Annotated in this window: 11 protein-coding genes and 1 pseudogene; all 12 read right to left on the bottom strand. The window is 52.1% G+C overall.

From position 1 onward, the window contains the following. Positions 1-103: 103 nt before the first annotated feature. Positions 104-472, bottom strand: coding sequence for a cysteine-rich VLP domain-containing protein (locus tag LIZ66_RS12975; protein WP_002584962.1), 369 nt, complete (start codon positions 470-472; stop codon positions 104-106). Continuing rightward, on the bottom strand, positions 469-2,544 hold the full coding sequence (locus tag LIZ66_RS12980) for a type IA DNA topoisomerase (protein ID WP_002584963.1): 2,076 nt from the start codon (positions 2,542-2,544) through the stop codon (positions 469-471). Before LIZ66_RS12980 ends, LIZ66_RS12975 begins: the two co-directional genes overlap by 4 nt. Beyond that, positions 2,541-3,290 (bottom strand): DUF4366 domain-containing protein, encoded by a 750-nt coding sequence (locus tag LIZ66_RS12985; protein WP_002584964.1) that lies wholly within the window; start codon positions 3,288-3,290, stop codon positions 2,541-2,543. The genes LIZ66_RS12980 and LIZ66_RS12985 overlap by 4 nt, the downstream gene beginning before the upstream one ends. Next, the gene (locus LIZ66_RS12990; protein WP_002584965.1) at positions 3,280-3,546 is read right to left on the bottom strand and encodes a DUF4315 family protein; all 267 of its coding nucleotides are present in this window, start codon (positions 3,544-3,546) and stop codon (positions 3,280-3,282) included. Before LIZ66_RS12990 ends, LIZ66_RS12985 begins: the two co-directional genes overlap by 11 nt. A gap of 6 nt (positions 3,547-3,552) precedes the next feature. After that, positions 3,553-4,275 carry a phosphoadenosine phosphosulfate reductase domain-containing protein gene (locus LIZ66_RS12995; RefSeq protein WP_002604475.1) on the bottom strand — a complete coding sequence of 241 codons (723 nt, stop codon included), beginning with the start codon at positions 4,273-4,275 and terminating at the stop codon, positions 3,553-3,555. A gap of 13 nt (positions 4,276-4,288) precedes the next feature. Beyond that, positions 4,289-6,259 (bottom strand): C40 family peptidase, encoded by a 1,971-nt coding sequence (locus LIZ66_RS13000; RefSeq protein WP_002604476.1) that lies wholly within the window; start codon positions 6,257-6,259, stop codon positions 4,289-4,291. Continuing rightward, positions 6,256-7,212, bottom strand: coding sequence for a DNA-methyltransferase (locus tag LIZ66_RS13005; RefSeq protein ID WP_002604477.1), 957 nt, complete (start codon positions 7,210-7,212; stop codon positions 6,256-6,258). Before LIZ66_RS13005 ends, LIZ66_RS13000 begins: the two co-directional genes overlap by 4 nt. After that, a complete protein-coding gene (locus LIZ66_RS13010; protein ID WP_002604478.1) occupies positions 7,209-9,605 on the bottom strand; it encodes a VirB4-like conjugal transfer ATPase, CD1110 family in 2,397 nt (798 codons plus the stop codon). The genes LIZ66_RS13005 and LIZ66_RS13010 overlap by 4 nt, the downstream gene beginning before the upstream one ends. Continuing rightward, positions 9,565-9,957: a PrgI family protein gene (locus tag LIZ66_RS13015; protein WP_002604479.1), complete on the bottom strand. Its 393-nt coding sequence runs from the start codon at positions 9,955-9,957 to the stop codon at positions 9,565-9,567. Before LIZ66_RS13015 ends, LIZ66_RS13010 begins: the two co-directional genes overlap by 41 nt. 1 nt (position 9,958) lies before the next feature. Then, positions 9,959-10,507, bottom strand: coding sequence for an MT-A70 family methyltransferase (locus LIZ66_RS13020; RefSeq protein ID WP_002604480.1), 549 nt, complete (start codon positions 10,505-10,507; stop codon positions 9,959-9,961). 10 nt (positions 10,508-10,517) lie between these two features. Beyond that, positions 10,518-11,369: a VirB6/TrbL-like conjugal transfer protein, CD1112 family gene (locus LIZ66_RS13025; RefSeq protein ID WP_003502113.1), complete on the bottom strand. Its 852-nt coding sequence runs from the start codon at positions 11,367-11,369 to the stop codon at positions 10,518-10,520. 85 nt (positions 11,370-11,454) lie between these two features. Further along, positions 11,455-11,538, bottom strand: a pseudogene (locus LIZ66_RS13030) (Maff2 family mobile element protein); the annotation flags it as partial. Positions 11,539-11,582 lie beyond the last annotated feature (44 nt).

Genomic DNA, 11,582 nt, shown 5'->3' on the forward strand with positions numbered 1-11,582 from the left:
CGGTCATATAAGGGTTTGGGACTATCCCAACAAGCAAAATGCCCGCGCTCTCTATGGGAAGCGCGGGCATTTCTCGCAAACGGGTACTCGTTTGCTGTGCTTGCTATGTAGTTGTTTTTATCCGTAAACGCCTGTTTCTCTCGCTTTGGGCTTTCTGTCTGCGGCGTATCTTTGCCGCGCAATCGGGGCAGTATTTCGCCCGGTTGCTGCCCGCCGCAAACGTGCTGCCGCATACCGCGCAACGCTTCAAATCGGTTTCCCCGCTGCGGGTGATCTGTTCGCAAAGCTGCCTGTCGGCGGGTAATACCGCTTCGCGGAAATAGCGGCATAGCAGCGAATAGCTGATACTCTGCACACAAACGCAAGTTTCCCCGTCGTCCAGCAGCAGACAATTCCCGCAATCGTTGTTTGCACAAGCGGCGCGGGTCATTTTCTTTACGGCGCGGTATTGCTTTTCATCAAGCCTTATCATTTTCGGTTCTGCTCGACGCGGAAGTTTACATACTTGCCGCCTGTGTCGGCAAGCAGCACAACTCCGTCAAAGGTCTTTCCCGTCTTGGTCGAGTACATACCTTTGATTTTTACCTTTCCGTCTTTCAAAAGGGCGGCGGCAATCGCCTTTGTGAAAGCCTTTTTGCGCTGCTCAAAAAAGCGGTCATTCTTCCACATCACAAAGCTGCAAGCCCTGTCGGAGCAGTAAAAGTTTTTCTTGCCCTCGTAAACCGCCGCGCCGCAACGGGGGCAAGTGCCGATTGCTTCCCGCTGCGGGGTAAACAGCTTCGCTTTATCCTCGGAAATCGCGGAATAGGTCTTGACAAGCCCCGCTGTCATTTCCTCAATCCCGCGCATGAAGTCGGCGGGGCTGTCGCTGCCCTTTGCAATCCCGGTAAGGCGCGTTTCCCATTCTGCCGTAAGCTGCGGGGACGTAAGGCTGTCGGGCAGAATAGCGACAAGGTTATACCCGTCCTTTGTGGGGATTAGCTTTTTGCCCTTGCGCTCGGCAAAGCCCGCGCTAATGAGTTTTTCAATGATACCCGCCCGCGTCGCGGTGGTGCCTAACCCTTTGCGCTCCGCGTCCTCCGGCGTGTCCTCCTTTCCCGCACTCTCCATAGCCGAAAGTAACGTATCTTCGGTAAATGCCTTTGGGGGCTGCGTGTAACGTTCGGAGATCTCCGCTGCCGGATTGTCAAAGGTCTGCCCCTCGGCAAGCGGGGGTAAAACCGCTTCCGGCTCTGCGTCCTCGTCCTGTTCCCCGGACGCGGCGCGGGATAGTCTTTCAATCTCGCGCCAACCCTCGCAAAGCGTCGTCCTGCCCTTTGCGGTAAAGGTATAGCCGCCGCAAGTGAAAACCGCCGTAACCGCTTCATACTCATAGGGCGCGGCAACGGCGCAAAGCAGTTTTGCGCACACAAGGGTCATTAGCTTTTTCTCACTTTCGGCAAGGGAAGAAAAGCCCGTTTTCACAAACTCCGCTGTCGGCAAAATGGCGTGATGGTCGGTTACTTTGCTGTTGTCGCAAATCCTCGCAAGGTCGGCTTGCAGCTTCACGCCCTGCATAAAGGGGAGAGCAGCGCAAAGGCCGGTGATAAGTTCCTTTGTGCTGCCCTCCATATCGGAAGTGATATATTTGCTGTCGGTGCGGGGATAGGTCAAAAGCCGTTTTTCATAAAGGGCTTGCGCATAGTCAAGGGTCTGTTTCGCCGTAAACCCATACAAACGGTTTGCTTCCCGCTGCAAGGCGGTGAGGTCAAACAGTTTCGGCGGGGCTGCGGTCTTTTTCTCTTTTTTAAGGGAAGTACAAACGGCCTGCGATTTCTCGCAAGCCGCTTTCATCTGCCGCGCCGCCGCTTCGTCGTCCTGCCTTTCGGAAAGGGCGGCAACGCCGCCAACGTCCAGCCGGACGACATGATATTTCTCTTTCTTAAAGCTGCTGATTGCATAGTCGCGGTTTACCAGCATAGCAAGGGTGGGCGTTTGCACTCTGCCGACATTCAATGTTTTATGGTAGAGGATAGAGAAAAGGCGGGTCGCGTTAATGCCAATGAGCCAATCGGCCTTTGCTCTGCAAAGCGCGGATTGATAGAGGTTGTCATAGCCGCGCCCGTCTTTGAGATTTGAAAAGCCCTCGCGGATTGCACTTGCTTCCATGCTGCTAATCCAAAGGCGGGAAAAGGGCTTTTTGCAATTCGCCTGTTCATAGACAAAGCGGAAAATGAGTTCCCCCTCGCGCCCGCTGTCGCAAGCATTGATAATCTCGGTAACGTCGCTGCGGTGCATAAGGTCTTTGAGAATGGAAAACTGCTGCTCCTTGCCGCTGGCAACAATAAACTGCCACTCCTGCGGGACAATGGGAAGATCGTCGTACTTCCATTTACGGAATTGTTCATTGTAGGTCGCCGCGTCTGCAAGGCTAATCAAATGCCCGATACACCACGACACAAGGTAGCCGCCGCCCTCAAAATATCCGCTGCGCTTTTCATTCGCGCCCATAACGGCGGCAATCGCCGCCCCGACGCTCGGTTTTTCTGCAATTACAAGTTTCATAGATTATCGTCCTCCTGCTCGGTCTGTTCGGTTTCGACTACTTCCGTTTCCTCGTCGTCCTCGTCAAAATCAAGGTCGTCAAGGCTGCTGCTGCCTTTCGCCGCGTCCTTTTTGGGCTTCAAAATCTTAAAGTAGTAGAACGCGCCGCCGCCCGCTGCGGCAACAAGCAGCACGACAAGCAGAATACCCATGCCGCCGCCTTTTTCTTCTTCCGGCGGCTGCTCGGTTTCTTCCGGCTCCGGCTCGGCTTCCACACCCGCGCACTCGCTCATGTTGACGCTGCAAACCGGGCAAGCGGTGTTGACGCTTCCGGCAACGCATTTATCGGTGCAGCTACAAACGGGGGCTTCGGTCTGCCCGTCCTCCATAAGGGCGGTTAAATCCGCTTCGTCCACTTGGTTAAGGAAATGGACGGTATTTTCCCCGTCCTCGGCGCGGTCAATGATGATGTAAAAATAGTTGCCACTTTTGGTAACGACGGTGATAAACTGCTTGTCGCCGGACGCTTCACCCGTTATATCGTCCACAAGGGACATATTCCCGTCCGGGGTAAGGGGCTGCGGCTCATAGCCGCCCGTCGTTTCTTCCGGCTCGGTTTCCGGCGCGGGGGTTTCCTCGGTTACGGGGGTAGGCGTGTCGTCGCTTTCATCGCCACCGCCCGCATAAGCGGTAACAGAAAAGCCGCACATGATAACCAGTGCGGCAAGCAATACGGTAAACTTTCGGATTATCTTTTTATTCTTCATTGTCGTTGTCCTCCTGTTCGGCGGGGTAAGTGGCTTCCGGCTGCGGCAAGGTGATTTCGCCGCTGGCGTAAGCGGAGAGGAACGCGGCAAGCTGCGTCCCGTCAAGGTGTACCGCCTTTACCATTTGCACGATCTGCGCGTTTTCTTCCTCGACTTTCTGCGCTTCAAGGTCTTTCAGCTTCTTTTGCTGTTCAAGGATTTTTGCCCTCGTTTTCTCAATATCCCTTTCGATACGGTCAAGTTTCGTGTTCGCCATAGTCATTTACTCCTTTCCAAACTGTTCTTTCCATGAATAGCTGCGCCCCAATCCCTTAACGGTTTTAAGATAGGGCATAGCGTTTTCTTCCAAAGTCGCCGCCCGGTTAAATAGATCGGGATAGTGTTCTTTGAGATATAAAATCTCTTGTTTCTTCATGCTCGGACAAAAGAAACAGGACGATTTACCCGGCTGCGGCAATCCTGCCGCTTTGATTTCCCGGATACAATCGTCCCTGTTCCAGCCCCATTCTTCAATGAGGGGGTAGCGGTTATGATATTTTTTGTCGGCTTCGTTGTACTTGCGGGAATGTTCATACCGTTTCACTTCTCCCGCGTCATAGCCGATATAGCGGTTGACTTTCTCGCCGCGCTGCCATACTTCGCGGCAAGGCGCATAGTGGTTGCAAAACTTTTCCTGCGGTGCGATTTTGTGTTTCTGCGAACAACGCTTATGCCCGTAGGCAATCGACGGGAGCGTATGAGAGCGCAAGCACTCGGTTTCAAGAGATAGGCGGTTGCCGTAGCGGTCAACATACTGCACAACGGTAATCTGCGGCATACCGTGTTCCGCAAGCCATTGATTGATTATCTCGATAAATTGATAGGTATGCGGGTGTTCCGCGCCCGTATCGGCAAAGGTGATAAGGTCAATCGGGATTTTGTGCTTGTATAGGCCAATAAGTAAGGCGGCACTATTCGTGCCGCCGCCAAAAGATACAATATTCATTTTTCAACTCCTTTTAATTGTAATTTAACCGCCCGTAGGCGTAAAAGTGGGATTGCCAATAGCTGGTGTCCAGCTTTGAATACTGGATAGGGTCGCCACAATGCAGCATGACGGGGCTTCCGTCCCCGTCCTCGCCCACATAAATCCCCACATGGGAAACGCCGGGGGTGTCGTATGTACCCGTAAAGAACACCAAATCCCCCGGCTGCGGGTTAGAAACAGGGGTTGAGATGTTGTAAAGCCCTTGCGCCCCAAGTCTGCCCGTATTGTATAGGCCGCTGTTCGTCAACACATAACTCACAAAGCCGCTGCAATCAAAAGAGGTTTCCGGGGTGCTGCCGCCCCACACATAGGGAAAACCGACGTATTTATCTGCTTCCTCCATGAGCCGCGCAAACTTTTCATCGGAACCCAGCAGCGCGGCGGGTACTTCATAATCGGCGGGCGGGTTTTCATAGTATTTAGACACATAGCCGGATTGCGGGAAAAGGTCGGGTCTGTTTCCCAGCGACGACATATACATAGCGTACATGGATAGCTGTTCTTCGCCCATGATGTAAACGGGGACATGGGAGAGGTTGAAGTTTTCCAAATCCACATGAAGAATGTAATAGTTATAGGGGACTTCAACCGTATAGGGGTTGCCCTCGCTGTCCGTCCTTGTTTCGGTGCGGTAGCGTACCTGTACTTCTTCCTCGACCGTCAAGATATACTGTTTCTCAAAGAGCATTTCAAGGGTGCTTTGCACTTCATCGAGTGTAAACACGCCCTCATGCCACGCGGAAAGGATAGAAATTAGCACATAGGGGTCATGCTCGATCTCGTCCGCGTTTACCCGGTATTCGTCATAGCCGGGGTATTCGCTTTCGATATTGTCCAGCATATCTTGTAACTCGGCTTCCATAGCGGCATACGCGCTTTCCGCGCCCGTTATATCCGCGTCCTCGGAGAGATAGGACGACGCAATCAAGCCGCTGCCGCTGTTGCCGCCAAAGAGGGAGCAAGAGGACAGCCCGCCGAAAAGCAGCAGCACGATAAAGGCAATCCCGCCCACAATCAAGCAGCCTTTCCAATGCCGGACAACAAAGAACGTCGCCCGTTTGGTTTCCTGCGCGGTTTTCTTCGCCGCCTTTGCGGTGGCTTCAGCGGTTTTTTTCGCTTTGCCGCCCGCTTTCAGCGTTTTTGCATACTGCTTTTTAATGCGCTGCTTCTGCCAAAAACGGGAAATGGGGTTGGAGTGCGCAAGCGCGGGGTTATCGTGCAACGCCTTTTGATAGAGAAAATCTGCGTTTGCCTTTACCGCTTGTTTTTCCGCTGCCGCCGCTGCCCGGTAGGGTTTCAGCTTATGGCGGCGTATGCCGCCCTTAACTGCCCGCGCCGCCATGCCGCCCGCTTTCTCTCCGGCAAGTTCTACCCGGTGCCCGCTTTCCACACCGACGTTTTCTTTCTCTACCTCGTAGATTTTCCCATGTACGGTACTGTTTAACTCCTGTGCCGGACGGGATAAGGGGTTATGCCGCAACTTGCCGTTTGGGGGCTTATCCGTCTTTTCAAAGGAAAGGCGCGTCTTTGCCTTGCCTTTCGCTTCGTCAAAAACGCGCTCTTTCTTGATTTTGGTCTGCTTGGGGATAGCCGCCCGCGCTGCGTCTAAACAGTCTGCCGCCTTATCCGATTTCTTGATCGCTTTTTGAAGTTCCGGCGTTGCCCGTTCCGCTTCGGAAAACTGCAAGCGGGAAGAATGGGTTTTAGGCTGCGTCGCGTCAAGGGCTTTTTTCTCCGCGCCTTTTGCTGCGTGTCGCTCAATCTCTGCGCCGATATGCTGCACAACCTTTTCCGCTGCCACCCCTGCGGGGGCTGAATAGTTTTCTTCCTGCGGCCTTTCGCTGATACTGGACGTTTCGCCCGTCGTGAGGTTTTCCGCAACCGCACCGTCGCGGGTCATTTTTTGCGTTACCTTGTCGGGGGCTTTCAGTTCCTTGCTCAATCTTCATCACCTCCAATCCGCTGTTTTGCAAGTTCGCAATAGTCGGGGTTTAACTCAATGCCGATATAGCGGCGGTTAAGCCGTTTTGCTACCATGCCCGTCGTGCCGCTGCCGAAAAAGGGGTCAAGGACAATCCCGCCGATGGGACAGCCCGCCAAAATGCACGTTTCCGCAAGTTTCGGCGGGAACGCTGCGAAATGCCCGCCATGATAGCCGACATTGTTAATCTGCCAAACGTTGCGGCGGCTGCGGACGGGAGAAATCAACTCGTCGGCGTATGCGCCCTTTTCGCGGGGGCGGTTGATTTTCTGCGGTTGGTTTTGCCCCGGAACAGTAACGTTATACTTATTTCCTTTGCTAACTCCGCTTTTCAGCCGCCCCGCCGTTGTGGGGGCTATCGGCTCGGCTACTGCTTGCCAATCGTAATAATACTTCTTTGACTTGGTAAGCAGAAACACATATTCATAGCAGCGGGTCGGCCTGTCCCGCGTGCTTTCCGGCATGGGGTTTGTTTTGTGCCAAATGATAGAACTGCGCAAATACCAACCGTCGCCCCGCAAGGCGAGGGCTACAAGCCACGGAATACCAATTAAATCTTTGGGCTTGCAGCCGGGGGCGCGGTGGTTAAACGCCACTTGCTGCCCGTTCCTGCCTTTGGGGTATTTGGGGTCTTGGTGGTCGGCTTTGCTGCCTGTGCCGCAATAAGTGTCCGCGATATTCAGCCAACAAGTACCCTCCGGCGTAAGCACCCGCTTTACCTCATGGAATACCGCCGTAATACGGGAAACATATTCCTCCGGCGTTGCTTCCCGTCCGATCTGCCCGTCTGCGCCGTAGTCCCGCAAGGCATAGTAGGGTGGGGACGTTACGCAACAATCAACTGCATTTTCCGGCAAGGTTTGAAGCACCTGCAAGCTGTCGCCGCAATAGATTTTGTCCATTTCTATCCTCATGCCGACACCTCGCCGGGTTTGGTCGTCATTACACGATAGAGTTCCGTATCTTGCGGGAAACGGTCAATAAAGGGCAAAATCACGTTGCCATAGAAGATAAGCCCCTCGCCCGCGTCGGAATGGGTTACATAGGTCATTTGCTGCTGCGAAATGTTAAGCTGCTTTGCAAGGATTTCCCTGTCGCCCTGGGCTTGGTTGAGCATATACACAAAATCGCTGTTTTCAAAAATGTTCTCCACCTCGCGGGACGATAACAAATCTTTCACGTTTTGGGTGATACCTGTCGGAATACCGCCCCATTTTCTAAAACGCTTCCAAATCTCAACGCTGTACGCTGCGGTCTGTTCCTCTTTGAGCAGCAAATGAAACTCGTCGATATAGTACCGCGTCGCCTTGCCTTCGCTGCGGTTTATGGTAACTCTGTTCCAAACTTGATCTTGGACAATGAGCATACCGAGTTTTCGTAGCTGGGTGCCGAGTTCTTTAATATCAAAGCAGACAAGGCGGTTGTGAATGTCAACGTTTGTTTGGTGGTTAAACACGTTCAAACTGCCATTTACATAGAGTTCCAATGCCGACGCGATACGCTGCGCTTCCTTTTCCGGCTGCTTCTTGATTTCATTGTAGAGGTCGCCCAAAATCGGCATATTCTCCGGCTTCGGGTCTGCAAGGTAGCTGCGGTACACGCTGATAACGGCGCGGTCAATCAAAGTCTTTTCAACCGCTTCCAGCCCGTTTTTGCCGCCCATAATCAACTCGCAAAAGGAAAGGATAAAATCGCTCTTTAAGGCTATGGGCGTGTCGCCCTCGCTGTAATTGAGGTTTATATCCATCGGGTTAATGTACTGCGTGCTGTTCTGCGAAACCTTGATAACCTGCCCTTTCAGCCGTTCCACAAGGGGGTAATATTCCGCTTCCGGGTCGCAAATGATAATATCGTCTGCGGTAATGAGAAAAGCGTTGGTGATCTCGCGCTTTGCCGAAAAACTCTTGCCGCTGCCGGGTGTGCCGAGTATCAAGCCGTTAGGGTTCTTCAGCCTTTTCCTGTCGCACAAAATCATGTTATTCGATAATGCGTTTAAGCCGTAATACAACGCTTCGCCGCTTTGGAACAGCTCTTGTACCGTAAAGGGGACGAAAATGGCGGTGCTGGAAGTCGTCAAGCCCCGCTGGATTTGGATTAGGTTTTCGCCCAATGGGATAGAGGACATAAGCCCCTGTTCCTGCCGGTAGTCAAGGCGGGTGAGCATACAGTTGTATTTCTGTGCGATACTTGCGGCCTGAAATACGTCGTTGTCCAATTTCTGCTTTGTGTCTGCCACATTCAAAACTAACAGCGTAAGCAAAAACATTCGCTCGTTCCGGCTCTGCAAATCCCGCAAAAGGTTTTTCGCTTCGCCGCCGTAGGTGGCAAGGTCGGACGGAATTATATCCATATCGTAGCCGCTGCGGATTGCCTTTTTCTGTTCCTCGATTTTCATACGGTCAAGGTCGGTGATTTTCCGCTTGATCGTCTTGATCGCTTCGTTGTGGTCGATACTCTGAATGTGCAGATTGACGACAATCCCGTTTTCCGCTTCCATGAAGTCGGCAAGCATACGGTCTGAAAGTTCCGGCGCGGCAATCTGCAAAAAGGAAACCGCGCCAAACTTCCCGCCCATTTGAAACATTCGCCCGTCGCCAAAACGGAAAGAGGACGGGGCAATAAAGTCTTTGACGGAAAGGCCGCTTACGGGTAGCCATTCCCACGCAAAGTTGAAGCGTTCCCCGTCCGGGTGGAAAAGCCCATGCAGCACTTCAAGCCGCTGCTTCCCGTCCAATACCCGCGCCGCCGCGCCGATCACCTTAAAATGGTTGAGGGTGTCCGTTTCGATACGGGCAAGCCGCGCCCGCGCCGATTTAATATCTTTTGCTTCAATGGTAAAGGTGAGAAACTTTGTCTTGATAAGCCCGTTGTTGCCGCGTTCAAGCTGTGTTTGCAGCATTTCGGTGTATTCGGCTCTGATACTGTCAAAGTCGTCATTCTGTGGGGCAATCGTGATACTGCTCTTGAAATCCTCCTTGTTCGCATGGCGGCTGATTAAGGAAAGCTGCACACTGATAGAAGCGTCAAAAGAGTTATACATATCGCAAAGGGCTTCAAAAATGGCGGTCTTGTCGTCCGGCTGCGCAAGCTGATAGTTAATATCTTCAAACTCAATGCACTTGGAATACCGCCCGTTTGCAAGGCGGCAAATCCCGTCCTTATACATTCGTTCAAACGGTATGCTGTCCTGCGCCGTATGGGGCTTCCCGTCGCCCTTTGACTGCCGGATAAGCGCGTCGATCTGTTTCTTTTCCTGCCGCGTAAGTTTACGCTTTTTGTTTTGGGTCTTTCCCTTTTCCTTTGACAATCGCCCGTACCTCCTTATCTAATCGCTCCTGCCGCGCAAGGGCGGTATAAAAATTGTTGGTCTGATAAGGTCGCTCTTTGGGGCGAAGAAACTTCACTTCCACAAATTGCCGTATAATCACTTCCAGCGGTTGCCCGTTCTTCTCGTACATAGCGAGTAGGAACATGGGCAGCATGGCAAGCACCATGCACAAAGCCGCCGTTGTCGTTCCCGCGCTGTCCTTTGTCAAAAAGAATAGCGGTAGCCCGATAGCCACCGCCGCGCCGAAACAGAGTAATTGTCTTTTGGTAAGGTTGAACATTACCTTGCTCTTGATTTTGGTTAAATCCTTTGGGACGGTTACATACGCCATTTCAAACCTCCTTTCCGGCAAACCGTATGTCGCTTTTGATTTCATTTCCCCATACGTCCCAACCAGGGGTATGCTGCCTTGCAAACAGTTCAATACGCGGTAGGTCGCCCATAAGGGCAAGTATCTTTTCCCGCGTTATATCCGGCTTTTTGCTGTGCTGCTCAACAGGGGAAATAATAAATTGATGTACCTTGTTTGATTGTCGCTTCGGGTGTCCTTTGGTAGCAAGCAAGCAGATTTCCGCATTTCCTCGCGTCCAAAAGCCCAAGCCATAAAACCAAGTGGGCGATTTCCGATTTTGCTTTAACCATACAAAGGCAACGGATTTATAGGTAAATCCCCAAGCCTTGATTAACTGCAACGCTTCTTTAAGCTGCGGGAACGTCGCCCATAGGAATAAAATACAGTCCTTATCCGCAATTTCTTTGACGGGTAAAGCGCAAAGTTCCTCAATACTCATAGTGGGATAGTGCTTTTCCGCTGCGCCCTGTACCTTGCTTCTCGCGTATCTCCAAGGGGGATCGGCGTAAATGATTTTGTATTTCTTCATCTGCACCCCCTTAATGCGCGCTGAATACGGATTTTGCAAGGCTTCCCGTTTTGAAAAGCGTAAAACACAAGAGGACGGTATAGCCCATGCAAGACCAGATCGCGCCGGATATGTCATCGGTTGCTGCGATTGTCTGTATCAAAACCGCATAAATACCGACGCACACAAGAATTAGAAAAGCCTGAAAACCGAGGGCAAGCAAGGATTTTAAGTAGTTCTGTCCCATGCCGCCCCATTCACGATTTACCATTGTCGCAACGGGGATAGGGGCGATACTCGTTACAAGGTATATTTCAATCATGCGCCCGTACACCACCAGCATGATACAGATAGACAACGCTTTCATGGTAAGCCCCACAAAGAGTGATTGAAACCATAGCCCCAAAAGCCCGCCGACGCTCATAGCGTCCAGCTTTGCTTCTATATCGGTGATAACGGTTGCAATATCTATGCTTGTGTCGGATATGATAACGCCCGCGCTGTCGTTGACGACGCTCTGTGTAATGTCAAATACGCCCATGACGATGTTCCAAGTATTTGTTACCAGCAGCACCGCAACAAAGGTTTTGAAAATCCACTTGAAGAAAATCCAAGTGTCGAGATCGTGCAGATTGTTTTTCTCAATTACAAGCTGGATTAGTTCGTAGCACATGACAAAGGTAATGATAACGCCCGCAATCGGCACAATGACGTTTTCCGATAGGCTGCGTATCATATTGAATATGCCCGCGTTCCACCCGGCGGGGGTTGTGCCGACTTGCGTTGCGATTTCTCCAACCTCTGTATTTACGCTGTCGAACAGCCCGGAGAGATTAGAGAGTATTCCGTCTGTCAAAATGCCGCGAAACCAATCTTCAATCATCTGCCATATCAAAAGCTAATCCCTCCTTTCCCGCGCCCTCCCGCGTGAAGCGGGAGAGCGCGGCGGGTAGTGTTAGTTTGTGGCATTATCCAAACAGGCCGGAGAGCAGCGGGACAAGGGTAAGGCCGATAAGGGCAACGCCGCCGCCCGCCATCAACTGTTTTATCCCCAATTAGGTGTAAAACTCTGCTCGATGGCGGGCGGCGGCGTACA

The sequence above is a fragment of the Blautia faecis genome, assembly GCF_020554845.1.
Lineage (GTDB): Bacteria > Bacillota > Clostridia > Lachnospirales > Lachnospiraceae > Blautia_A > Blautia_A faecis.

What these genes read in the sequence shown, in the direction of transcription:
- LIZ66_RS13005 (WP_002604477.1), bottom strand. Translation starts at nt 7,212, where the DNA reads ATGAGGATAGAAATGGACAAAATCTATTGCGGCGACAGCTTGCAGGTG.
- LIZ66_RS12985 (WP_002584964.1), bottom strand. Translation starts at nt 3,290, where the DNA reads ATGAAGAATAAAAAGATAATCCGAAAGTTTACCGTATTGCTTGCCGCA.
- LIZ66_RS13020 (WP_002604480.1), bottom strand. Translation starts at nt 10,507, where the DNA reads ATGAAGAAATACAAAATCATTTACGCCGATCCCCCTTGGAGATACGCG.
- LIZ66_RS13025 (WP_003502113.1), bottom strand. Translation starts at nt 11,369, where the DNA reads ATGATTGAAGATTGGTTTCGCGGCATTTTGACAGACGGAATACTCTCT.
- LIZ66_RS12995 (WP_002604475.1), bottom strand. Translation starts at nt 4,275, where the DNA reads ATGAATATTGTATCTTTTGGCGGCGGCACGAATAGTGCCGCCTTACTT.
- LIZ66_RS12980 (WP_002584963.1), bottom strand. Translation starts at nt 2,544, where the DNA reads ATGAAACTTGTAATTGCAGAAAAACCGAGCGTCGGGGCGGCGATTGCC.
- LIZ66_RS12975 (WP_002584962.1), bottom strand. Translation starts at nt 472, where the DNA reads ATGATAAGGCTTGATGAAAAGCAATACCGCGCCGTAAAGAAAATGACC.
- LIZ66_RS13015 (WP_002604479.1), bottom strand. Translation starts at nt 9,957, where the DNA reads ATGGCGTATGTAACCGTCCCAAAGGATTTAACCAAAATCAAGAGCAAG.
- LIZ66_RS12990 (WP_002584965.1), bottom strand. Translation starts at nt 3,546, where the DNA reads ATGGCGAACACGAAACTTGACCGTATCGAAAGGGATATTGAGAAAACG.